Source organism: Priestia sp. D51 (assembly GCF_053345675.1).
Genome location: NZ_JBLTIR010000003.1, coordinates 842,044 through 866,426, shown reverse-complemented (window position 1 = coordinate 866,426; position 24,383 = coordinate 842,044). Strand labels below are relative to the sequence as shown.

The following is a 24,383-nucleotide window of genomic DNA, read 5'->3' as shown; positions in this document are numbered from 1 at the left end:
ATCGTTCGGATCTTCTTCAACTAAAATATTTTGGCTCCAGCCTCTTTTTATTTCGATATTACTTCATTTGTTAACTTTGTTTCCGCAACTTGCGCACGTGGTGATTTCATCATATTAAAGACAATATTTAAAAAGATTGCTGTAAAACTCCCCATCACAATACCGCTTCCAGTGAGAACTTGAAGACTCTCTGGTAAGTTTTTGAAGAGTTCAGGTACAACCGTCACCCCTAGACCCATACCAACCGAACATGCAATTACAAGAAGGTTTTCTTGTTTTGCTAAATCAACTTGACTAAGGATTTTTATACCTGAAGAGATGACCATCCCAAACATGGCTACCATAGCTCCTCCAAGTACAGAGCTCGGGATAACTGTCGTCACGGCTGCGATTTTAGGTAGAAAGCCCAAAATGATTAAAATTCCACTCGCTGCAAATACAACATTTCTTGTGCGAACACCTGACAACTGTAAAAGTCCTACATTTTGAGAATACGCTGTATAAGGAAATGCGTTAAAAAATCCGCCTAATAAAATCGCCAATCCTTCTGCACGATAGCCTTTAGATAAATCTTTTTCATCCACTTCTTTTTTACAAATATCACTAACGGCAAAATAAACGCCTGTGGACTCGACAATGCCAACAAGTAAAACAAGGAACATTGTCAGGATGGCCATAATATTAAACGTTGGCATCCCAAAGTAAAACACGTGCGGCATATGAATCCACGCTTCTTCTTTTACGCCGGAAAAATCGACTTTCCCCATAAAAGACGCTGCAATTGTTCCAACAACCAATCCTAATAACACAGAGACGGAGCGCATAAATCCTTTTGTAAATCGATACAGAACAATAATTAATAGCAAAACGCCAAAACCTAAACCTAAATTGCTCAAGCTGCCAAAATCTTTACTTCCTTCTCCTCCAGCTAAATCTTTAATCGCTACAGGAATTAACGTAATTCCAATAATCGTTACAACCGAACCCGTAACTAAAGGAGGGAAAAACTTAACCAATTTACCTAGAAAAGCAGAAAGAAGGACAATGAGTAAACCGGCGACGATAATAGAACCATATATGGAGGAAACGCCGTAAGAACCTCCAATTGAAATCATAGGCCCTACGGCAGTAAACGTACACCCTAATACAACTGGAAGACCAATACCGAAAAAACGATTTTTCCATACTTGCAGTAACGTTGCCACACCGCACATAAATAAGTCAATCGCCACTAAATACGTAAGCTGCTGCTGAGTCAAGCCAATGGCTCCTCCAACAATAAGCGGGACAACAATCGCACCTCCGTACATAGCTAAAACATGCTGTAAACCAAGTGAAAAGACTTTTCCTTTATTCATATTAAACCTCCACTGTCGGTTTATCTTCAGCAAATGTAACTTTACCATTTGATAAAGACTGAATGCGCGCTAATGATTCTACTTTAACGCCTGATTTACGAATTTGTTTTCCTCCATCTTGGAACGCTTTTTCAATAACAATACCAATGCCGCCTACTTTAGCACCTGCTTTTTGCACGATATCCATCAAGCCGAATGCAGCTTGGCCGTTTGCTAAAAAGTCATCAATAATTAAAATCACGTCATCTTCTCGAATAAATTTATCAGCAACTGAAATTTCATTTTCTTCTTTTTTTGTAAATGAATATACTTTTGATGTAATGAGTCCGTCTTGAAGTGTTAAAGATTTTCTTTTTCTGGCAAACACCATCTCAACGTTTAGCTTCAATGCGGTCATAATCGCTGGAGCAATTCCTGATGATTCAATCGTTAAAATCTTCGTAATTCCTGCATTTTCAAAGCGCGAAGCAAATTCTTCTCCAATTTCTTTCATCAGTACAGGATCCATTTGGTGGTTTAAAAATGTGTCTACTTTTAAAACCGTGTCCGATAATACGATTCCATCTGTTAAAATTTTGTTTTGCAAAGCTTTCATAGTTCGTTCCTCCAACGTTTATATTAAAAAAGCTCAAAAACATAGCTGCACTCGTATATGAGTAGAGCAATGTTTTTGAGCTTTTACGCACAAAAGTGAAAAACAAACTTCATCGCTCACCCATAGTCAAACTATTTACGGTAGTTTGGTAGATACTTACGAGCCTTATTCTCGTCATTATATGAGTGCGTTATTGAGTTACTTGTATTATATCAGCAAATCTTTTATTTGAAAATATCTAAAAGAGATATTTTCGAACATTTACTTGCAATACAAAACATAATATTCGGTTATAGCACTTTTTATACGTGATAAATTTGTCCGTATTTCTCTTCTAGATATTGAATTAAATAATCTACATTTAGCCCTTCACCCGTCACATCGTTTAAAATTTCAAGAGGTTTTTTCATTTTTCCGTACTGGTGAATATGTTCTGTTAACCAATTTGTAATCGGCGAAATTTCTCCTTTTTCCAAGAGTTCATCATAATTAGGCAAGTCTTTTAACATGGTATGCTTAAACTGCGCTGCGTACATATAGCCCAGAGCATAGGAAGGGAAGTACCCAAAGCTTCCTCCGGCCCAGTGTACGTCCTGAAGCACGCCTTCTCCATCGTGACTTGGACGAACCCCTAAATATTCTTCGTATTTCTCATTCCAAATTTCCGGTAAATCCTCAACTTTATACTCCCCGTTTATTAATCCTTTTTCAATTTCGTAACGAATCATAATATGAAGAGGATACGTTAACTCATCTGCTTCAATACGAATAAGAGACGGTTTTGCTTCATTTACTCCTCGGTAAAAATCTTCTAAACCTACATCGTCAAATTGTTCCGGCGCATGCTTTTTTAGTACGTCGTAATGATGCTGCCAAAATGCTTTATTTTTCCCGACAAACTGCTCAAAAAACAGCGACTGTGATTCATGAATTCCCATTGAAGTACCTTCACATAGAACCGTGCCAACAAGATCCTTTGAAATATTCTGCTCATATAAAGCATGGCCACATTCGTGAATCGTGCCAAAAATAGCCGTTCGGAAATCGTTCTCGGCATATTTAGTGGTGATGCGCACATCTCCCGGGTTTAAGCCAGTAGCAAAAGGATGGACGGTTTCATCAAGTCTCCCCGCTTCAAAATCATAGCCGAGTGTTTTTAACACGTCTAGACTAAATTGCTTTTGTGCTTCTTTTGGGAAAGTACGGAATAAAAATTCCGTATTGGGCTTTGTATTTGACCCGGCGATTCGCTGAACAAGAGGCACAATATGCTCCCGCAGCTTTCCAAATACCTCGTCTAAAATTTCAACCGTCATTCCCGGTTCAAAAAGGTCTAATAAACGGTTATATTTGTTTCCTTCATACCCCCAATACTCCACAAACTTCTGATTAAACGCTACAATTTTTTCAAGGTACGGTTGAAATAAAGCAAAATCTGCTTTTTCTTTTGCTTCTTCCCAAATTGACTCCGCTTTTGAAGTTAACGTAACGTATTCTTTATATTCGTGCGGAGGAATCTTTTTATTTAAGTCATATTCTTTTTTACATTCTTCCACTGCTTTTTTCGTAATATCGTTTATGTAAGGCTGTGACTCAGGGTTCGTTAATTTCTCAATAAAACCTGCCATTTCATTAGAAACGGAAAGATTGAACGCTTCTGATGACATCATGCCAATCACTTCAGAACGCTGATCCGCCCCTTTTTTTGGAGCACCCGTTCTCAAATCCCAGTACATCACTCCGATTGCCTCGTGATAACTTTTGATTTTATTCATGTATTCATAAAACTGTTTCTCAATTTTCTGTATGTCTTCTCTCATTGTTTTTTCCTCCTTACTTTCCTTATTTCACCATAAATTATTTTATCATAATAGTAACGGTGTGTATATAACTGAAAATTCAATCTATTGTGCATATAAAAAAGCGCGGCTGCCACCGCGCTTTTTTATACGTTTTCTATTTTGGTTGGAACATTTTGTTCAATGATTGAACGCACTTTTGAATCTGTGCTTTTTGGCATAAAGATCGTGATTAGACCCTTATCATTATGAGAGCGAATCAGCCTTCCAACTCCTTGCTTTAAGCGAAGAAGCATATACGGCATATCTGCATCCCAAAATGGATCGACTACTTGATTGCGCTTTGCTTCAAAGACCGGATCATTTGGCGGATACGGCAGAGACCAAATAATTACATTCGATAACGAAGGTCCAGGAATATCCAACCCTTCCCACAAATGAACAGCGCATAAAATCGTTTCTTCTTCCCTTTGGAACTGAGACACTAATTTACTGATTTCTTGATCGCCTTCAAATAAAAATGTGTACTGATTTAACTCTTTGGAAACTTCTTTGAACATCTCTAGTTCTTCTTTACTGTTAAACAATAAAAGTGCTCGTCCGTTCGTTTTTTCGAGCTGAGCAACAGCAAAGGCAAATTTTTCAGCAAACGCTTCTTCTTGATCATCCGAAACATTTTTCACCGCAATTTTCATTTGCTCATCATAATCAAATGGCGATTCAACTGAAAAAGAAAGCGGCTTTGCAATTCCTAAGCTATATGCTAAATAATCGAACGATTGGTTATCTGAAAGAGTGGCAGAAGTGAAAATGTATGGTATTTTCTTCGCAAATACTCGTTCTTTTAAGACGTCTTTTACTGCTTGCGGCATAATAACCAACGTCAGCTGCCAGTTGTTTTCTTCCACCCAGTAGATGGCATTTTCGTTGTCCATAAATAAGCGCAGCGAATAATCAATTTGATCTAGGTACTCATCTACAATTCGCAGCGTATATTCGTCTACTGTATAGGTCTCACTCTCAAACACAAGCTCGTTTCCGATATGTTCAAGCAGCGATAAAAGTTCTTTTCCTACACTTTGTAACCCGTTTGTTCGGGCTACTTCTTTACGGCTAGAACCAACGATTTCTGTGCTTGCTTCACTTAAACGGTCAAAGAACATTGCATACACATCGATAGCGTGCTCGATCTTCACAGCAAATTCTTCTCGCACGTCATTTTCTAATAGACGCGTTAACAAGTTTTCTAACGTATCTTCTTGAATGCGATACGTTAAAGCCTTTTGTGCAGCAAATTCCAGCAGGTGACCTTCATCAAATACAACACAGCTGCTTTCAGGAAGAAGCGGAAGCTGTCCTTCACGCTTGCGGGCTTCATATGTCCAAATGTGTTCCATGTAAAAATCGTGAGAGCAAATAATTAAGTCATGTGCTTTTCTATAGTGCTCGCGTGAAAGCGTTAAGCCACATCTATGACGCTGCTCACAGGAAGAGCAATCTTGAAACGTATCCCAGTTAATTTGATTCCATTCCTCATCCGTTAAATGAGGATATTCTTTACGGTCTCCGTAGTGATAGAACGACTGCATACCACTATGATCATGAACAAAATCAGGAAGCGTATCGTAAATTTCTTCAATGTTTTCATTATCTGTTCGTGCTGTCACAGCATCTAATTTCTTTAAACACAGATACTGATCTTGAGATTTTGCTAGGCGAACATCCATGTTAATATCTAAAATACCAGAGAGCTTGGCAATGTCTCCTTCGGCTTTTACTAACTGTTCAATTAATGTTTCATCCGCACAGGCAATAATAGCCGGCTTGCCAATATACCTTGCATAACAAATAGCGTACAGTAAATACACAATGGTTTTCCCTGTTCCTACACCTGCTTCTGCAAAGATTACATTTTTTTCTTTAAAAGCTCGTTCGATTTGAAAAGCCATAAAAATTTGTTCATCCCGAAGTTCTAATCCTGCGTCTGGAAGATGATCATAAAAAACATCACCTATCCATTCATTTAATTTGTCAAAAAAGTTTTCATCCCGCTCAATTGTAAAAGGCAACCGCTCTCTCATCATCGATACTGACTCCTTTATTTATGTAAATATCTATCAATAAAAATTAGCTTCACTTCTTTTTATCTAGTAAATTTCTCATGTAAGCAAAACTTAATTATTGACTACTTTATCTAAAATGTCAATAAAAAGAGCTGAACATAAAAAAGTTCTGCCTGTAAGGACAGAACCTTTTTGTATAAAAGCTGGGTGTATAGAACGCAAACGGAATAAGTGCTATTAAAAAATTAATTACAGCGGAATTTGGAATCCGTGGACTGAGACAATAAAAAGGCCGCTTCATACTCGGCTTTTGCTTGTTCCAGCTGAGTAAGCGTCTCTCCGCTAACTTCTATTCCCTGCTGCATTAAATGATAGCTGTTTTCCAACGCTTGCCGAATCATAGTGAACTGCGTGTTTCTATCCATTTATAAACATCCTCTCTCTGTAGTGCTTACTATAAAAGTGAATACTATCATTCTATACACCAGCTGTTTATTTTATTCTCAAAACCAGCATCTCTGGCTTAATAAATGGATTCTTTCATTTAAGAAAATAATCGAACTTATTAAAATATTTTAATTCTCACTTGACATATAGGAATAATATATTTTAAAATTACTTACAGATTCAATCACTCAAAACTACATACTACAGGCTTACCGGTCAACCGATAGCCTCTAATTGCCAGATACACGTACAATCCGTCTGTGCAATTAGAGGCTTTTATTTTTTAAAAGCCTGCTGAGAGGAGAAAAAAATGGCAGAACTGCAGTTGCAGCATGTGTATAAAAAATACGGAAAAGATAGTCTTGCAGTTGATAATTTTAATCTTCATATTCAAGACAAAGAATTTATTGTATTTGTAGGACCTTCAGGGTGCGGCAAATCCACTACCCTTCGAATGATCGCCGGCCTTGAATCGATAACAGAAGGAGAATTGCTTATTAATGGAGATCGTGCAAACGATTTACCTTCTAAGGACCGGGATATTGCAATGGTGTTTCAAAACTACGCGCTTTACCCTCATTTAACGGTTTACGACAACATGGCATTTGGCTTGCAGCTCCGCAAAGTCCCAAAACAAGAAATTGATGAGCGCGTTCGTGAAGCGGCTCGTATTTTGGACTTAGAACCCTATTTAAAACGCAAGCCAAAAGCATTATCAGGAGGTCAGCGTCAGCGAGTGGCTTTAGGAAGAGCCATTGTACGGAATGCCCAAATTTTTTTAATGGATGAGCCTTTGTCTAACCTTGATGCGAAGCTTCGCGTACAAATGCGTGCTGAAATCAGTAAGCTTCATCAGAGGCTGCAGACGACCATTATTTATGTAACCCACGATCAAACAGAAGCCATGACGATGGCAAGCAGAATCGTAGTTATGAAAGACGGAAAAATTCAGCAAATAGGTTCACCTATGCAAGTGTATAATGCTCCAGAGAATACGTTTGTAGCCAGTTTTATAGGCTCACCGGGAATGAACTTTTTCACAGGAAAAGTAGTGAACAGCAAACTGTACATCAGTGAACATGAGTTTCAACTGACAGAAAATCAAATGCATTCGTTACATGAAAAAGGCTACAATAATCAATTCATTACTGTAGGAATTCGACCCGAGCATATTACGCGTGCCTTTTCTGATGCTCCTCATATTTCATTACCGGTAGATGTGTCTGAGTTATTAGGAGCAGAGTACATACTATACAGCAGTTTAGGAGAGCAGCTCTTTGTGGCTAAAATCCCTGGGGATGAACATATTCAAGTTCATCAGCACTTTCCGTTTCATTTTCAAATGAATCATGCTCATTTCTTTGACCAAGCATCTACCAATCGTATCAAAATTGACCAATAACTATCTAAAAAGAATTCTATAAATGGGGGAACTAAAATGAAAAAATTATTAATTCTGTTAGCAATGCTCACCGTGATCATCGCCGGCTGCGGCAAAAACAGTTCAACAAGCGGCGACAGCAGCGATTCTTCAAAAAAAGTAACCATTAACTTTACCCATTGGCGAGGAGAAGATACGAAAGCCTTTGATTCTATCATTGAGCAATTTGAAAAGAAAAACCCAAATATTCATGTAGAGATGACCGTCTTTCCTTCGGATTCATATCAATCACAAATTCAAGGATCTCTACTATCTGGAGAAGGCATCGATGTATTTGCTAGTTTTCCAGGAAGTCAATTTGAAACGATTCGCAAAGCAAACGGTTTTGCAAAGCTGGACGACCAAAACTTATTCAGCAAATTTGACGAAAAGCTAATCCAAGCGGGTAAAGCGGATAATACGCAATATGCTCTTCCTTATCAGCTAGTCTATAACATCCCTGTCTATAACAAAGGCATTTTTGAAAAACTAAATTTAGATGTTCCTAAAGACTGGAATAGCTTTTTAAAAACAGCTGAAACATTAAAGAAAAATGGTTACACGCCGATTTTATTTTCAGGAGACGTAAGTCCTTCTCAATTTATTAACCCAATGATTATGAATAACGAACCTACAAATAACGCCCTTCACGAAGTAGAAACGGGCAAGCGCAAGCTAACTGATGAATGGTTTATCAAAACCCTATCTCAAATTAAAGAATTAAATGATAAAGGTTACTTCCAAAAAGATGCTCTTGGTACGAAAAAAGAAAGTGCTGCAGCACTTTTTGCTCAGGAAAAAGGCGCAATGCTTGCTCAAGGTTCTTATATGATGGCTACAGTCAAACAGCAAAATCCAAAGATTGATCAAGGTTTGCTTGCACCGATTACAGTGGATCAAGATAAAGCCAAATACGAAGGTGTTCATACCACAACATTCTTATTAGGTGTTGCTGAAAAATCAAAACACAAAGAAGCTGCTAAGAAATTTTTAACTTTCCTTGCAGATCCAAAGATTTCTTCTGAGTATGCAAATGCTACTGGCCAGTTATTAACGATCAAAGACGTGAAATATGATTCACCTGAACTCAAAGAAAGCGCAAAGTGGAAAGACAAAAAAACGGTCTTCCAACCTCGATTTACCATTTTAAATGAGCGCGTATCAAAAGCTGTTGAAACATCTGTACAGGACGTACTATCCGGTATGTCAGCGAAAAAAGCTGCTGAAAAAGCACAAGGAGAGGTAGAACGTGTCGCTAAAAACTAATACGTCTATTCAAGAGGAAGAAAAGAGAACCCCTTCGTTCTCTTTTCCTCTCTTTTCATTTAAAAATATCTCTAAAAGCAGGCATCTATGGTTGTTTTTTCTTCCTGGTTTTGTCATATATACGGTTTTCTTTGCATTGCCAACGCTTTCTGCTTTATTTTTAAGTACAACTGATTGGAATGGATTGTCTTCTCAGTTCTCATTTGTAGGGTTTCAAAACTTCAAAGAAATTTTAACAAACGATGCTATTTTTACACAGTCTCTTACAAACAACTTAAAGTTCACAATTGGCGTGCTGATCTTTCAAACGTTATTGAGCTTAGGCTTTGCACTCTTACTTTATAAAAATTCTGCATGGAATACATTTTATCGCTCACTCTTTTTTGTACCGACGATTATTTCGTCTGTGTCGATTGCGTTCACGTGGAACTTTATGTATGACCCCAACATTGGAGGAGTTAACCTATTTTTAAGTAAAATAGGCCTTGAGCATTGGACCCAGTCTTGGATTGGAAATGGACATATTGCCATTTACAGCTTGGCTTTTGTACAATTTTGGGCACATACTGGTCAAATGCTTATTATTTTTGTAGCTGGAATTCAAGCTATTCCCAGTGAGTTATATGAGGCTGCTAGTATTGATGGAGCAACACGATGGCAAAAATTCAAGCGCATTACGTGGCCTCTTTTAGCTCCAGCTACGACAATGGTTGTGGCTTATACGACCATACAAAGCTTTAAAGCATTTGATTTAATCATTGCAATGACAAATGGAGGTCCCTCCAACTCAACTGAAATTCTTTCGACACTTCTTTATCACGAAGCTTTTATTAATTTTCGTTTCGGCTATGCCTCTGCCATTTCCGTTGTATTTATGATTGTAATTGCTCTTTTAACGTTTCTTCAATTTCGCGTACTTCGCTTGACCAAAATGTAAAAGGAGATTCTTTTATGAAACAAAATCCATTCAGACAACTGATTTTAGGGATATACGGTTTAATCATTCTGTTGCCCTTAAGCTTGGTTCTATTAACAACCTTTAAAACAACGCCTGAACTTTACAGCAACCCAATCGGATTACCAGCAGGCTGGAATATTGAAAATTATAAACAGCTGCTCGTCAATGAACCCATCTTTGGCTATATTAAAAACAGCGTGATTGTTACCGTCTTTAGCACGTTTTTTATTCTATGGTTTTCAAGCATGATTGCTTACGCTATTATTCAGCTACCTCAAAAGCTTGGATGGATTGTATACGGTTTTTTTGTTTGCGGAATGATTGTCCCTACTCAAGTCAATATGATTCCTGTCTTTTTGCTGATGAATAAGCTTGGACTGGTCAATACGCTAACAGGGGTCATTATCGTCTCCATAAGTTTTTTGCTTCCTATCGGTGTGTTTATTATAACGGGGTTTATGAAAACTTTGCCAAAGGAACTATTCGAAGCCGCTCGCATGGACGGGGCGTCAGAGTGGAAAATATATTCAAAAATCGCTCTTCGACTCTCCATACCTTCAATGGCTACAGTAGGAATTTTTTCGTTTGTGATCGTGTGGAATGATCTGTTATTCCCTTTGCTATTATTAAAATCTAAAGAAGTAAAAACGTTGCCTATTGCATTATTGGACTTTCAAGGGGAATTTCTAACCAATTACCCTATGCTGTTTTCAGCAGTCGTTCTTTCTTCTATTCCATTATTGATTGCGTACGTGTTTTTGCAAAAGCATTTCATTTCAGGAATGACCTCTGGGGCATTAAAATAGCAGGCAAGAAAATCACGCTTCCCTGCCTGCCCCTTTATTCTATAGGATTATTTTTTAAAGCACGCTGAGGTTTCGGTTTCTCTACTATTAGGTGTTGGTAAACGTACATTAAAGCAGCTTTTAACAGAAAGATACCTAGCAAATGGTACTCTTTAAATGTGCCTATCCTAAAAAGCTTTGCACGGCTCATAGCTCGTTGAAAAGGATAAACAAAAAATGTATCTACGATTGCATTTAATAACATATACCTTCCAAAATGGCCATATGTGAACTTTTTAATCCATAAAGAACCTGCTAAAAATGGACCTAAGAGTAAAGCAGCTTCACCTGTTAAATATGGATGAGGAGGATTAGGGAATATCCACCACTTCTTTTTTTCAGCAATATAGCTTTCAACCATAATTAAAAAGGAAATAAACATAGTAGATGATAAATAGCGCTTAATATGCTGTCGTCCTATAAAAGGGATGGTTAACCATGAAAGAAGCATCATCCCGCCAAAAACCCGTGCTGATCGATTTTTTCTCATTTTATCACCTCTTAGGTTTTAGTATGAGATTTCCCTTTCGTAAATATGTTAGAAATAAGCTAATCATTTCTCGTTTTAAGCCTGCTATTGAAAAGAAATGAATACATATATTGCCCTGCTACTCGCCCATACTATAAAAAAACATAATGGGGTGAGTACATGCATGATTATTATGACGGACTATATAAATACCTGCTTAATGCTACGTTTTGGTTTATTTTATTAATTGTCGTGCTCGGGATAGGCATGTTTGGAATGCTAGCTTATCGCGGTTTAAAAAAGAAATAAATACAAAAAGCCAAGCTGTTTTTACACCGCTTGGCTTTTTGTATTTATTGATCGTTGCGTGGAGGACGAGGTCCCCAGTACTGATAGTAGTCTGTTTTAATAAATCCGTTAAATAATTTGCGTTTTTTCGTCGCTTTTTTACCGTAGTACTGTTCAAACTGTTCATGAGATGTAAGCATATAAATCGACCACGTATCAAGCTTAGAAAACGCTTCGCCCATTTCAGCGTACATTTTTTCAACAGAAGGACGATCGCTTAAACGTTCGCCGTACGGAGGGTTACCAATAATGATTCCATATTCTTTCGGCGTCGTAAAATCGCGCACTTGCATTTGCTTAAATTGAATTAAATCTCCAAGTCCAGCTTCAAATGCATTTTGCTCCGCTACTTTTACCATACGATGGTCAATGTCATGACCAGCAATATCTAGCACTTGGTCGTAGTTCGCTAAGTCTTCTGCTTCTTCGCGCGCTTTGTCCCAAATGCTCGCTGACATCCACGGCCACTCTTCTGATAAGAAGTCACGATTAAATCCTGGTGCAATATTTTGACCGATAAGCGCTGCTTCGATAGCAATTGTACCAGAACCGCAGAAAACATCGACAAACGGACGATTCGCATTCCACGGCGTTAGCATAATTAAAGCAGCTGCCAGCGTTTCTTTTAAAGGAGCTTCCCCTTGTCCTACGCGGTAACCGCGCTTATGAAGTCCTGCACCGCTTGCGTCAATTGTTAATGTAGCAACATCTTTTAATAACGCTACTTCAATTTTAAACGTTGACCCCGTTTCTTCGAGCCAGCCTGTTGTTTTGTTATAATGTTTTTTCATGCTGTCAACAATTGCTTTTTTTACAATGCTTTGACAATCTGATACGCTGAACAATTTAGATTTAACTGATTTTCCCGATACAGGAAACTGTGCATCTACGGGCAAATAATCTCCCCAATTTAATGCTTTTGTTTGTTCAAAAAGCTCATCAAACGTACGAGCTTTGAACTGTCCAACCTGTACTTTAATTCGATCTGCTGTACGAAGCCATAAATTGCATCGAGCAATTGCAAGCTCGTCTCCTTCAAAGATAACCTTGCCATTATCTACTTCACATTCATATCCTAAAGCACGCACTTCTTTAGCGACTAGTGCTTCAATTCCCATTGCTGCTGTTGCAATAATTTTATATTTCGCCATTTTTCAACCTCATTTTGTTTCTAATTATCTACACTAAGTGTAAAAGTACCATATACATGCGCCGTAGTCAAAGCTTTCTCCGTCTTTTTATCAAAATGCAGAAACTGCTCGCTCTTGGTAGAGCCAGCAGTTTCTTTACATATGTCGTATTTAAATTTGTTTTTAAAAGCTTTCCACTTTACAGTTGCGCAACCGGTTGCTCAACTTGTTTATGAAAGTAAGTATACACGTGTTTCATATGGGTGCAGCGTACATTGTTCAAGCGTTTCGTTTTTATCCAACGGATAATTATGAATCAGCACTTCTCTGTTTGCAAATGAGCTCTCTGAAGGAAACTCGAACGTTTGATTATTCGGTGACATATTACAAATAACAACAGCGGTTTTACCTTCTAATGTTCGCGTATACGCGTAAATAGCGGAATCTTCTTCTGCCAACAGCTTATAAGTTCCATACACCAGCACATCATGCTGTTTTCTAATTTTAATGAGCTGTTTGTAAAAATTCAGTACCGAATTCTTATCACTTTTCTGCTCTTCTACGTTAATGTCTACGTAATTTGGGTTCACTTTCATCCAGGGGTTTCCGGTAGAAAATCCTGCATTTTTTTCTGTATTCCACTGCATTGGCGTCCTTGAGTTATCGCGGCCTGTTTCCCAAATAACTTTCATAATCTCGTCATGTGAATCGCCTTTTTCACGCTGAATACGGTAGTAGTTAATCATCCCAACATCATCATAATCATCAATAGAATCAAATTTAACATTGGTCATTCCAAGTTCTTGTCCTTGATAAATAAACGGTGTTCCTTTCATTAAAAAGTATAGTGCAGCTAAGCACTTTGCACTTTCCACTCGGTAAGCTGTGCTGCCGAATTTATTTACAGAACGAATTTGGTCATGATTTTCTAAATATAAAGCGTTCCAGCCGTTAATTTTTTCTAAACCATTTTGCCAATTAGTTAAAATTGTTTTTAACTCGATTAAATCAAGCGGTTTTTCTTCTCCTTTATCCCACAGTCCCATATGCTCGAACTGAAAAATCATATTGAAGTTTCCGCCATCTTCAGCTACCCACTCATCTGCGCTGTCCGATGTTACACCATTTGCCTCTCCAACCGTCATAATATCGTATTTGGCAAACGTTTTTTCTTTTAGCTCTTTTAAATGTTCTTGAATTCCCGGTCGATTCATATGCCCTTCAAACGATGGCACATAATCTAGCTTTTCAGGGTTCGGCAGATCTGGGAAGCCGGCCACTTTCTTAATATGCGAAATAGCATCTACACGAAAGCCGTCAATTCCTTTATCTAACCACCAGTTAACCATTTCATAAAGCTCATGACGTACTTTTTCGTTTTCCCAGTTTAAATCGGGCTGTTTTTTAGAAAATACGTGCATGTAATATTCTTTTGTCTTTTCGTCGAACTCCCAAGCTGATCCGCTAAAAATAGATTCCCAGTTGTTTGGCTCTTTTCCATCTTTACCTTCGTGCCAGATATAATAATCACGATATGGATTCTCTTTAGCAGACCTAGATTCTAAAAACCAAGGATGTTCATCTGAAGTATGGTTAATAACCAAATCCATAATCAGCTTCATTCCGCGATGGTGAACTTCATCTAACAGCTCATCAAAGTCTTCCATTGTTCCAAAATCTTTCATAATATCTTTATAATCACTGATATCGTAGCCATTATCGTCGTTAGGAGACTGATAAATCGGGCAAATCCAAATGACATCAATTCCAAGATCAGATAAATAGTCTAATTTTGAAATAACCCCTTGAATGTCACCAATTCCGTCGCCGTTTGAATCCATGAAGCTTCGCGGATAGATTTGATACGCAACAGCTTCTTTCCACCATTTCTTTTCCATGTGCTCAACCCCTCAAAATAGTGCTTTTACGTAAGCGTTCGCCTTTACGCATATCGCTATTTTATAATGAATACATGCAAAAAAATAGGTTTTTCACAAAAAAAATCGTTATTCTCTTTTGAATAACGATTCTCACTGCGCTAATTTGTGTTTAAAGGCATAAATGACGGCTTGAGTTCGGTCCTGCACATCCAGCTTACTTAATAAATTGCTCACATGTGTTTTTACCGTCTTTAGCGCAATAAATAATTCGTCTGCAATCTCTTGATTTGTTTTACCCTGTGTCATTAAAAGTAAAATTTCCATTTCACGAGCTGTGAGTTCTTCATGAGGTAAAGACGGCTTTCTCATTTTAGACATCATTTTACCGGTTACTTCAGACTCTAATACAGATTCCCCCTCATATGTACGGCGAATAGCAGCTGCAATTTCTCCTGCTTTAGACGTTTTTAATAAGTAGCTTGTTGCCCCTGCCTCTAGAGCGGGATATACTTTTTCGTCATCTAGAAAGCTAGTGACAATAATTACTTTTGCTTCCGGCCACTGCTTAATGAGCTGTTTTGTTGCTTCAATCCCGTCCATTTCTTCCATGACTAAATCCATTAAAATAATATCCGGGCGCAGCTGAAGCCCTAATTCAACGGCCTGTTGGCCATTGGCTGCTTCAGCTATTACATGAATGTCTGTTTGAGCCGACAAATACGCTCCTACGCCAATACGAACCATTTCATGGTCATCTACTAACAGTACATTAATCATTTTGCTTCTCCTCTCTTTCTACTAACGGTACTTTTACTTCTAGCTTTGTTCCTTTGTCGGGCAAACTAATAATTTTTAATAGGCCTCCAATTTCAACTGCGCGTTCATACATATTTTGCAGACCGTACGATCCGACTTTCTCCTTTTCTACATCAAAACCAACTCCGTTATCCACAATACGTAAAATAATGGAAAAGTCACGTTTGATCAGCAGCACGTCTAAAGCTGTTGCATTTGCATGACGCAGCGTATTTGATACGGATTCTTGCAAAATTCTAAACAAGTGGTCTTCAATGCCTTTATCAAGTTCAAACCCTTCTATTTTCCAATTTAATTCAAGCGGTACTTTTTGAGCAAGCTCATTCATCAGTTCTTTCATTCCAGCCTGTAGCGATTTTCCTTTTAATGCTGCAGGACGAAGATGAAGAAGCAAAGCCCTCATTTCAAGCTGTGATTGATTAATCATTTTTTCAACCATCTTTAATTGGTTAGCTTCAGAGTCTTGTAGCGTAAGATTGGATTCCGTAATAGCAGACATAAGCATCGAAGCGGCAAATAGCTGCTGACTAACGGAGTCATGCAGTTCTCTAGCAAGCCGATTTCGTTCTTGAGAAACAATTTCTTGCACTTGCTTTTGCTGATTTTCCACTTTTTCCGTTGCCATCTTTTGAGATTGCTGCGCTTGAAAAATCATTTTATGATCTACTTTGTTTAAACGGCTTATAATTCGAGACGTCTCTTGAATAAGCGGTTCATTTGCCGACATATGCCGGTGGCCATTTTCTATTTCATATAATCGGTTTTCAACATATGTCCACTGCTGTCTCCACATAAACCCCATGATTCCTCCAATCACACTTCCAATCGTAAGGCTTAAACTGAAGGAAAACAGCACAAAAGGCATGCCAAATACGCTCGTTTTCCATAAGTCGCTAAGTTGAAAAACAGGATATGCCAAAAACACGGTAAGGAGCACGGATACAAATACAAAAAAACTTAAGAAAATCCCCCACAATAACTGCCGTTGAAGAATACTCATATCCTTTGCACCTCTAAATCTCCAATCACAACAGTTGTAACAATCTTCACCCTATGAGCAGATTGATCAAATTCCTCTGTTTTGATAGACAAATTTTCATTGAACGAAAAGCCGCGCTGATGGCCAAAAACCGTTACGTTTCCTGCTAGTTTAGAATGATTCACAGATACTTCTGTTTCGTAAGGAATGAGCACTTTAATATTTCCAAACACTTGACGAATAAAGATAACCGCATCGCCTTTTGGCAGAACAGTATTGCTTAAATCAATCACAATGTCTCCCCATACGCTTTGAATATTAATATCATCCCATTCGTATACGGAGTCTTCGGTTCTTTGACTACCAAGAAGTTTATTCGTCAAAACCGGCCGGACCTGCACCAAACTTTGGTTTGGCTGCTGTGTCAACTCGTCAGTTGGTCTAAATTCAACCGGATGCTTTCGTAATTGAATAAATCTAAGTAAAAAGTAAAGGAAAAGAGCAATAACTAAAAACTTAAAGGCAACCGTATTAAATATATTCAACACAAGCCCAATAACGCCAATCCAAAATAACATACGCCCTAATTTTCTTCCCATTTTTTTTCGCCCAATATACATGAACGCACCGGCAATTAATACAGAAAAGATCAAGCCGCTGTGAAAAAACATAATTTCAATAAACAGGACAAATAAGCTGCAAATAAAAATGAACATAAGAGATTCTGTTTTGTTTACGCTTTGCACAGCTCCCTCTCCTTTCTCCTCGTAGATGACATAGCGTTCTTTGGATGCTGCAGATATCTATTCTCTCATCTTAAAAAGACGCAGAAACCTACGCCTTTTTTAGAATACCATGTTTTATGCAGAAACACTGATTTTTTACGATGATTTTACTCTTTTTTCTAATTCAGCAATCTTGCTGTCTACCGTTTGTCTGTAGTAATTTGTATTAATTTGATTTTCAAGCTGGTCAATATAGGTTTCCATTTCGTCAAACTGACTGTAGGACGCATAAGATGCTTCCGTTTTCATTACTGAATTCATACGATGGTGCGCACGGGCAATATTTTCGCGCCCCATTAGTTCCATACGGCGAATATGCATATCTTTTACCTTATGCTTCATTTCTTCATACTTTTGTTCAAGCTCTTCTAACTGCTTGGATGCATCTTCATAAGATTCTTTTACACGTTTTGCTCTCTCTTCGTAGTGAGCATGCTCTTTTACAATAAATTCATGTAATTCTGCTTCTTCAGCTGCTTGCGCCACTTGTGCTTGCTCATGACGTTTTTTCATCATGTCAAGTGCCAGATGGTATTCGCGATTAAACTGCTCTTTTAACGTGTGCTGCCGCTCAACAAGCTGCCTTACCTTTTCAGTCTCCTGCTCGCATTGGCGCAAATAGTGATTTAACGCAGCAATTGGATTTTTTTGTTCTTTGTGATCAAGTAATTGATGAAGGTCTGCAGAAATCGTTTCTTTCATTCGAGTAAATAAGTTTCTCATTTTGTTCATCTCCTTAGATAATAAAGTGAAATTTTATTATTTTTGATTTAAGTCAGCCCACTGACGTTCAAAGTGCTTAAACGGATCTTCTTTTTCCATTTTTATAGGCCTGCTGCTGTTCCACTTTTTATATACAATGTAAAGTACTACTGCTGCGATGATACCAGCAAGAGCCGGAAGGTTTGAAACGGTTGTTAAGAGTACGACGACACCAATAAACCCCCAGAACCATTTGTTAAAGGGGGTCTCTGCTTTAACAAACCCTTTAAATGCTACGTACAAAATAACCAAGCCAAGCGCAAGTCCTACCATGGGGCCAGCATTTGCAAGAAGAACGATAGCAGCTACCGCTCCAATCAAAAACAAACCAACTTTTTTCATTTTGTTTCCTCCTTTCGCTTCTCTATATACTTAGTTTAAGGATGATAACGTTTTTTCAAAACGAGCTAGAGCTTTATTTTCTCCTAAGACCTGAGGCTGACAACAAGCTCAGCCTGATTGTACAAAAAAATGACAGCTTATGATAAGCTGTCATTTTGACATAAAAAAAGCTCTTCCGTTATATGAAGAGCTGGGTTGGATTAAAATATAGTGTATAACAACTATTGTCGATTGCTTTTCAATAACGTTCTGTAAGCCATGTTTTGTACCATTGTACTGCAAGCGGCTAGCTACCTCGTACTCCGGTGGCAATTATCTATCTACAAAATGTAACCATTTTGTCCTTCCTTCCGTTCAGTTCCTTCCAGAAAGTTCCCCTACCATTATTTGGGTTTCTCGCTCGAGGGGTTTACCTCGTTCCACTCTTATCATTTCTGATAAGACTTCGTCACTGTGGCACTTTCAGAGTAGTCAAGCCATATCTTAAAAAGACTTAGGCTTTTTCCCCGCCGTTAGCTTTTAACAGCTACCCTAGCTTATGACTTCGCTAGGCACGAACACTACAGACATCGCAGTCTGTGCGAGCATGGACTTTCCTCTACATCCTCATATGTGATGCAGCAATTACCCGAACGTTATTGATAACGACTTTCCTTAGTATAATAAAAATAGGAGTTGAATGCAACTCCTATTTTTAGGTTATTCGTATAATTTACTTCCAAACACATGTTTTTCTAAGTTTGACAAACGTTTTAAAATATCAAAGTTTGTCGTACCCGCTTGCTGCTGCTGTTGAGCCGGCGGCGGGGTAAACGAAGGTTGTTGCGGCTTTTTAGATAACTCTTCTACTTGCTTTTTTAAGCGTAAATTTTCAGTTTGTAATGCTTCAATTTCTTCATGAAATGCTTCATAATCTTTAATAACAGAATCTAGATACTTATCTACTTCCTCTTGATTATAGCCTCTCATGCCTGTTTTAAATTCTTTTTCTAAAATTTCTTTGGCCGTTAAACGAATTTTATCAGCTAACATCTCTATCACCTCGAATACGATAAACCTTATCTTTATTATAATTCATTTTTTCAAAAATAGCTTCAAATGTCAATTTATCTTTTAAAATGTTTCGTCAAGTGGCGTTAAAAAGACGAAAATTTTTCTTCATCCACGATATCTTGTAAGTCGTAAGACGTCACCATTATAATAGGGTATTCTTCTCGTTCAGCACGCTTTTTAGCCGTTTCTAACATATATTTAGGACTTCCTTCGTGCTCTTCGTCGTAAACTAAACAAATACCTTCACTTTTTTCTACTAAAAATTGATTTTTCAACCGAAACTGTGCTGGACTTTCATATTTCTTTTTTGTGATGCTATCTACATAATCTGCTTGACTTAAGACGAATTCATACAATTCTTTATTGACGTCATTCCATTTTTCTTCCTGCTCCAAAAATGGTGTTAAAACAGCTAACTGAAGCTCGGGATACTCGAGCTGCAGATCAAATACCACTTCTGCTGCCCAAATCTCTACTCCTAGCTGGCCACTAATCAATACCCATTCTAATCCATCTTCTACTAATTCCTGTAATTTTTTATGGAGCGCTTTTTTTATGTATGTAATGCCTTGATGTTTTTCATTAAAAATTCCAAGTTCGAATGGCTTATAACCAGTAACCGTTAGCACCTTCATTATATAACTCCTTTGTAACAAAATAGAATAGGAACTGATGTAATCAGCTCCTATTAACGTACATTATCTAAAATACCCTGAATTAGGTCCTTGATGCGCGCCTTTTGTATGACAGCTTCCTTGGCCGCAACCTTTGTGTCCAGGATAACTAGCGCCTGCTACTTGACCTGGGTAACCTCCTTGGCCTGGAAAACCAGCTCCACCTACTTGACCTGGGTAGCCTCCTTGGCCTGGATAACTAGCACCTGCTACTTGACCTGGGTAACCAGCACCTGCTACTTGACCTGGGTAGCCTCCCATTTGACCTGGATAGCCTGCTCCACCTACTTGAGTTGGATATTGCTGCGCACCGCCAAAAAACTGTTGATTTGAAGTTTCATTTACAACAGATTGTGTTTGCGGGAAGTAATGCACGTGCTTCACGTTTGTATGGTTCACCAATGTATTATGACTTGGATGAATGTGAGGTACAACTACCTCCTGAGAAGTAAACTGTGTGCAGCATTTTGTTGGATGCACAATTGGTGGCATACATTTTGTTGGTCTTGGATACATATCCTTTTTCCCCTTTCACTGTTTAGTTATTACACTATTACAATATGTGAAGGGCAGTGTACATGTACTAAGACAAACACCTATTTTTGGCCTACATAAAGGAGTTATACGAATTTTTCAAACTGCTTAAGACAATTACTGTTAAACAAATTAATGCGAAAAATGATACTAAAATCACATTTTTCATGAGGCCTCTCTCCATCTCACCAAAGTTCTGTTTTTAAGCTGTAAGAATACGTCTTACATTGACTAATTTTATCAATGACTGAAAAATAGAACAATATAAAACCTCCACAAAAATAAAAGAATAATAATTCTGAATTTTTTAAAATAAATCAGCTGAAGTCTATGCTTTAGCTGATTTATTTTTTAATCTAAGAAGTCTTTTTTCAAGCGCTTCCTTCGACGTTTTTTTCGTCATTCCTCTGAGTTGATTCCACTTCTCCGAGGCTAGCTCAGTATATAGAAGTGCTTGATGAACATCTTTGAGACGATGCTCATAAATTTTAGCTAACTCAACCAATGCTTCTATAGCGACGTCACCTTCACATGTTTGAACCAAGGGTTCAAACATGTCCACTGCCTCTTTCCAACTCTTCTCTTTTTTATAATGATAAGCCATCGCTAGCTGAGCTTTTTCATGCTCTTCTTTTTCTTTTTCCGCTACGCCCTGATAAAGAGAGAAAGCGTGCTTGTTCTCCCCTAATTGCTCATACCACCTTGCTACTTCGTATGTTTCTTTTTCTGTAAACTCCTCACTAGTAAGGAGATGCTTTGATAAATGAATGTATAAGGTAATAAGCGATAAAATATCATGTTCATTATGTTTCATAATGTCGAATAAGCCTCTTGGATTTTTCGTTTCAATAAAATCAAAATAAATCATGGGAGCTAAAAAACCTGGAATATCATCAACTCGTTCAATTCCAAGTATTTCTTTTTCGACATTCGCAAGCTTAACCGAATGCATTTTGTGTTTCCACAGCCTTCTTGACGCATGAAGTAAATCAAAGTGACCGAACTTAGGCAGCTTGGGCAAATGATCTCTCAATAGCGTATGGCGAGTCTTCACGTGAGGCCAATCGAAAGATTTCCCATTATAAGTCACAAGCGTCGTATAGTCTACTTCTTTTAAAAAACTTTCGTAAAATGCTACTTCTCCACTTGGCTCCGTCAATATATGCTGACGAAAAACGACAGAATCTTTTAGCACCCTTGCATACCCTAGCAAAAAGATAGTCGTTCCCGTACCTGTACTAAGCCCTGTCGTTTCCGTATCAAAGAAAAATAAATCTGAATAAGTGTGGCCTTTTGATGAAAGCGGATGAGCAACTGTAGACCGATTCCATACTTCCACTACTTTTTTCAGCTCATTAAATTCATAATGTCCATGCTTGTAGTCGAGCGGGTAAACCACTTCTCTAATCATACAGTAGCTGTCTTCGGCAAAGTAAGGCGCAGCATGATTTCCCTCCCATTCCTGCTCATAGGGAATAGACGCGCTTTTAGATCGCTGCGGGTTACTTTCAACCGGCGGCTTTGCTTCTGTAACATGAAGATGCTTTTTCATACGGTTTAATTTATTTTTAAAAGACAAGAGTTCACCTACTTTGCAGTTGTTGTAGCAGCACGAGCGCATCGCTTTTCGCGTGTTCTCCCTGTGCTTCCATACCGATACAAGACGGACAGCCGCTTTCGCAAGAACAATTTACAATTAATTGATTGGCTTGATTTAGCACATCATTCATTTGTTCGTATACTTTATCACTTAGCCCAATGCCTCCCGGGTATCGATCATATAAGAAGATAGTCGGCTGTTCGTTGTGCACCGCTTTTATCTGAGGAACTACATGTAAATCAGACGGATCGCACATCACCATAAGCGGTGCAATTGACTGAAGGGCATTTGCCACGGAAATAAGAGCTTGTTCCAATCGTTCTTCTGATTCGTAAAACTGTTCTTTTTCAAAGCTTAGCCACACGGCATTTGTATGAAGCTCTTCTTCCGGAAGTGAAATGGGACCTGACCCTATGTTTTCATGCGTCTCAAACTTTATTTTTTTAAATATCGTCGCCATGGCGCTGACCATTACATCGCCATAACCGATTGAATATGTTCCTTCCAGTCGCTCTTTATCAGCTTCTAGAACCTTTAAGTTAACCGCTAAGTTTGCATCGGTGAAATAGTCTACATCGACTTCACGAACATACGCTTTTTTCTCATCCCAGTCCAAGTATTCTACTTGATACTGAATGCCTTGATGCAAGTAAATCGCCTCATCATGAAGAAGCGTCATGGCACTAAAGCGATCCATTTCTCCAATTACTTTCACATTTGCAACGTCCGATTGATCAATGATGACAACATTTTCTTGGGATGCAGAGCGCAGACTGATATTATGAGCTGGGAAGGAATCATTCATCCAGTACCATTTATCTCCGCTAAAATGAATCACTCGTTCTTCTTGCAAAAACTCCAGCACGTCTTCAATTTCTACCCCATCAAATGTTTCTCCCTGCTTAAACGGCAGCTCATAGGACGCACATTTTAAATGATCGACTAAAATAACAAGATTATCAGGATTAATTCGAGCTGTTTCTGGATTTCTGCTAAAAAAGTAATCCGGATGCTGAATCATATACTGATCAAGCGGACTTGAACTTGCGACCATCACAATGACGGCTTCTCCATGACGTCTTCCTGCTCGTCCTGCTTGCTGCCAAGCGCTTGCAACCGTGCCTGGATAACCTGTCATTACACACACCTGCAGCTGCCCGATATCCACTCCTAGCTCTAAAGCATTCGTACTGACTACCCCGTAAATACTTCCCTCTCGAAGTCCTCTTTCTATTTCGCGTCGCTGCTTCGGCAAATATCCTCCTCGATACCCTTGAATAGACTTATGTTGAAGCTGGTTTTTTACGAGCTCCTGCAGATACGTTAAAATAATTTCCACTCGTACTCGGCTTCGTGCAAATACAATCGTTTGAATTTTATTTTTCAAAAACTCTCCTGCAATATTTCGCACTTCAAGCGTAGCACTTCTTCTAATGTTTAACGGTTTATTCACAATAGGCGGGTTATAAAAAATAAAATGTTTGCGGCCGCTAGGCGCTCCGTTGTTATCTACTAACATAACATGAGCTCCCGTTAAATGTTCAGCGAGTTCTTTTGGATTAGCGATGGTCGCTGATGTACAAATAAAGATAGGATCGCTTCCATAGTAGCGGCAAATTCGCTTTAACCGGCGGATAACGTTGGCTACGTGGCTTCCAAAAACACCGCGGTACGTATGAAGTTCATCAATCACAATGTATTTCAGATTCTCAAACAGTGATACCCATTTCGTATGATGAGGTAAAATAGCTGAATGAAGCATATCCGGATTCGTAATAACGATATGCCCTGCTTTTCTCACCTTTTGGCGGATATTTGCCGGAGTATCTCCATCATACGTGTAGCTATTGATTGGCACTTCCATTTCTTCAATGATTTCATTTAATTCACTTTTTTGATCTTGGGCAAGCGCTTTTGTTGGGAACAAATAAAGAGCTCGAGCTTGATCGTTTTCCATAATACTTTGCAGTACCGGCAAGTTGTAGCACAGTGTTTTCCCCGAGGCTGTTGGCGTAACGGCCACAACATTCTTCTTAGCTGTCGCCAAATCAAACGCTGTTTTTTGATGCGTATAAAGCGAACCAATTCCTCGTTTTTCAAGTGCTTCCCGCAGTTTCGTATGCAAAGAAGCTGGAAATGGTGCAGTTTTAGCTTCTTTCTCTTCGATTGTATGCCAATGAACAATATTTTGCTGATACGATGGATTCGTTTGCAAGATATCTATTACTTCTTGTAAGTTTTTTCGTATTCTCATTTTCAT

Annotated in this window: 23 protein-coding genes, 1 other RNA gene and 1 riboswitch; of the genes, 5 read left to right on the top strand and 19 right to left on the bottom strand. The window is 38.4% G+C overall.

Translation table 11 applies throughout. The features are described from left to right. Positions 1-47 precede the first annotated feature (47 nt). The 5 genes from ACNHOZ_RS16255 to ACNHOZ_RS16235 all read right to left on the bottom strand — a co-directional run bounded on the left by ACNHOZ_RS16255 (position 48) and on the right by ACNHOZ_RS16235 (position 6,240). Positions 48-1,358, bottom strand: a complete 1,311-nt coding sequence (locus ACNHOZ_RS16255; RefSeq protein ID WP_221831799.1) for a nucleobase:cation symporter-2 family protein — start codon at positions 1,356-1,358, stop codon at positions 48-50. A 1-nt stretch (position 1,359) separates the two neighbouring features. Further along, positions 1,360-1,953, bottom strand: a complete 594-nt coding sequence (locus ACNHOZ_RS16250; RefSeq protein ID WP_028414042.1) for a xanthine phosphoribosyltransferase — start codon at positions 1,951-1,953, stop codon at positions 1,360-1,362. Between the two features lie 103 nt (positions 1,954-2,056). Then, positions 2,057-2,158: riboswitch (purine riboswitch) on the bottom strand. A 97-nt stretch (positions 2,159-2,255) separates the two neighbouring features. Next, complete coding sequence (locus ACNHOZ_RS16245) at positions 2,256-3,773, bottom strand: carboxypeptidase M32 (protein ID WP_028414043.1); 1,518 nt, start codon at positions 3,771-3,773, stop codon at positions 2,256-2,258. A 125-nt stretch (positions 3,774-3,898) separates the two neighbouring features. Then, positions 3,899-5,836: an ATP-dependent DNA helicase gene (locus ACNHOZ_RS16240; protein WP_013056155.1), complete on the bottom strand. Its 1,938-nt coding sequence runs from the start codon at positions 5,834-5,836 to the stop codon at positions 3,899-3,901. A gap of 224 nt (positions 5,837-6,060) precedes the next feature. Then, positions 6,061-6,240, bottom strand: a complete 180-nt coding sequence (locus tag ACNHOZ_RS16235; protein WP_013056154.1) for a hypothetical protein — start codon at positions 6,238-6,240, stop codon at positions 6,061-6,063. A 332-nt stretch (positions 6,241-6,572) separates the two neighbouring features. Between ACNHOZ_RS16235 and ACNHOZ_RS16230 the strand changes: the two genes are divergently transcribed. The 4 genes from ACNHOZ_RS16230 to ACNHOZ_RS16215 are packed head-to-tail and all read left to right on the top strand — an operon-like array spanning position 6,573 to position 10,712. Then, positions 6,573-7,664 (top strand): ABC transporter ATP-binding protein, encoded by a 1,092-nt coding sequence (locus ACNHOZ_RS16230; protein WP_033578445.1) that lies wholly within the window; start codon positions 6,573-6,575, stop codon positions 7,662-7,664. A gap of 36 nt (positions 7,665-7,700) precedes the next feature. Further along, positions 7,701-8,948, top strand: a complete 1,248-nt coding sequence (locus ACNHOZ_RS16225) for an ABC transporter substrate-binding protein (RefSeq protein WP_338705339.1) — start codon at positions 7,701-7,703, stop codon at positions 8,946-8,948. Then, positions 8,932-9,885: a carbohydrate ABC transporter permease gene (locus ACNHOZ_RS16220; RefSeq protein ID WP_338705338.1), complete on the top strand. Its 954-nt coding sequence runs from the start codon at positions 8,932-8,934 to the stop codon at positions 9,883-9,885. Before ACNHOZ_RS16225 ends, ACNHOZ_RS16220 begins: the two co-directional genes overlap by 17 nt. A 14-nt stretch (positions 9,886-9,899) precedes the next feature. After that, entirely contained in the window at positions 9,900-10,712 is an 813-nt protein-coding gene (locus ACNHOZ_RS16215) for a carbohydrate ABC transporter permease (RefSeq protein WP_028407995.1), read from the top strand. A 34-nt stretch (positions 10,713-10,746) separates the two neighbouring features. Here ACNHOZ_RS16215 and ACNHOZ_RS16210 read toward each other — a convergent pair whose 3' ends face one another. Continuing rightward, positions 10,747-11,241, bottom strand: a complete 495-nt coding sequence (locus ACNHOZ_RS16210) for a hypothetical protein (RefSeq protein WP_048018496.1) — start codon at positions 11,239-11,241, stop codon at positions 10,747-10,749. 159 nt (positions 11,242-11,400) lie between these two features. On the opposite strand from ACNHOZ_RS16210, the gene ACNHOZ_RS16205 reads away from it, so the two are divergent. Next, complete coding sequence (locus tag ACNHOZ_RS16205; protein ID WP_013056148.1) at positions 11,401-11,529, top strand: hypothetical protein; 129 nt, start codon at positions 11,401-11,403, stop codon at positions 11,527-11,529. 44 nt (positions 11,530-11,573) lie between these two features. On the opposite strand, the gene ACNHOZ_RS16200 is transcribed toward ACNHOZ_RS16205, so the two are convergent. From ACNHOZ_RS16200 to ACNHOZ_RS16140, 13 genes are all read right to left on the bottom strand, one after another. After that, positions 11,574-12,719 (bottom strand): THUMP domain-containing class I SAM-dependent RNA methyltransferase, encoded by a 1,146-nt coding sequence (locus tag ACNHOZ_RS16200; RefSeq protein ID WP_028414050.1) that lies wholly within the window; start codon positions 12,717-12,719, stop codon positions 11,574-11,576. 209 nt (positions 12,720-12,928) lie between these two features. After that, positions 12,929-14,596 carry a glycoside hydrolase family 13 protein gene (locus tag ACNHOZ_RS16195; RefSeq protein WP_048018495.1) on the bottom strand — a complete coding sequence of 556 codons (1,668 nt, stop codon included), beginning with the start codon at positions 14,594-14,596 and terminating at the stop codon, positions 12,929-12,931. Between the two features lie 132 nt (positions 14,597-14,728). Further along, positions 14,729-15,355 carry a response regulator gene (locus tag ACNHOZ_RS16190; RefSeq protein WP_048018494.1) on the bottom strand — a complete coding sequence of 209 codons (627 nt, stop codon included), beginning with the start codon at positions 15,353-15,355 and terminating at the stop codon, positions 14,729-14,731. Continuing rightward, positions 15,348-16,394, bottom strand: coding sequence for a sensor histidine kinase (locus ACNHOZ_RS16185; protein ID WP_048018493.1), 1,047 nt, complete (start codon positions 16,392-16,394; stop codon positions 15,348-15,350). Before ACNHOZ_RS16185 ends, ACNHOZ_RS16190 begins: the two co-directional genes overlap by 8 nt. Further along, positions 16,391-17,119: a cell wall-active antibiotics response protein LiaF gene (gene liaF / locus ACNHOZ_RS16180; RefSeq protein WP_048018492.1), complete on the bottom strand. Its 729-nt coding sequence runs from the start codon at positions 17,117-17,119 to the stop codon at positions 16,391-16,393. Before liaF ends, ACNHOZ_RS16185 begins: the two co-directional genes overlap by 4 nt. 135 nt (positions 17,120-17,254) lie before the next feature. After that, positions 17,255-17,881: a PspA/IM30 family protein gene (locus ACNHOZ_RS16175; RefSeq protein ID WP_048018491.1), complete on the bottom strand. Its 627-nt coding sequence runs from the start codon at positions 17,879-17,881 to the stop codon at positions 17,255-17,257. Between the two features lie 36 nt (positions 17,882-17,917). After that, positions 17,918-18,262, bottom strand: a complete 345-nt coding sequence (locus tag ACNHOZ_RS16170; RefSeq protein WP_048018490.1) for a lmo0954 family membrane protein — start codon at positions 18,260-18,262, stop codon at positions 17,918-17,920. A gap of 247 nt (positions 18,263-18,509) precedes the next feature. Beyond that, positions 18,510-18,898, bottom strand: an RNA gene (gene rnpB, locus ACNHOZ_RS16165) — RNase P RNA component class B. Positions 18,899-18,961: 63 nt separating this feature from the next. Further along, positions 18,962-19,294 (bottom strand): cell division regulator GpsB, encoded by a 333-nt coding sequence (gene gpsB, locus ACNHOZ_RS16160; protein WP_013056140.1) that lies wholly within the window; start codon positions 19,292-19,294, stop codon positions 18,962-18,964. A 104-nt stretch (positions 19,295-19,398) separates the two neighbouring features. Continuing rightward, positions 19,399-19,950: a DUF1273 domain-containing protein gene (locus tag ACNHOZ_RS16155; protein ID WP_048018489.1), complete on the bottom strand. Its 552-nt coding sequence runs from the start codon at positions 19,948-19,950 to the stop codon at positions 19,399-19,401. Between the two features lie 63 nt (positions 19,951-20,013). Further along, entirely contained in the window at positions 20,014-20,505 is a 492-nt protein-coding gene (locus tag ACNHOZ_RS16150; RefSeq protein ID WP_033578437.1) for a spore coat protein, read from the bottom strand. A gap of 346 nt (positions 20,506-20,851) precedes the next feature. Next, positions 20,852-22,102 carry a ribonuclease H-like domain-containing protein gene (locus ACNHOZ_RS16145; RefSeq protein WP_048018488.1) on the bottom strand — a complete coding sequence of 417 codons (1,251 nt, stop codon included), beginning with the start codon at positions 22,100-22,102 and terminating at the stop codon, positions 20,852-20,854. A 4-nt stretch (positions 22,103-22,106) separates the two neighbouring features. Beyond that, complete coding sequence (locus ACNHOZ_RS16140; RefSeq protein WP_305120030.1) at positions 22,107-24,377, bottom strand: DEAD/DEAH box helicase; 2,271 nt, start codon at positions 24,375-24,377, stop codon at positions 22,107-22,109. Positions 24,378-24,383: the final 6 nt, after the last annotated feature.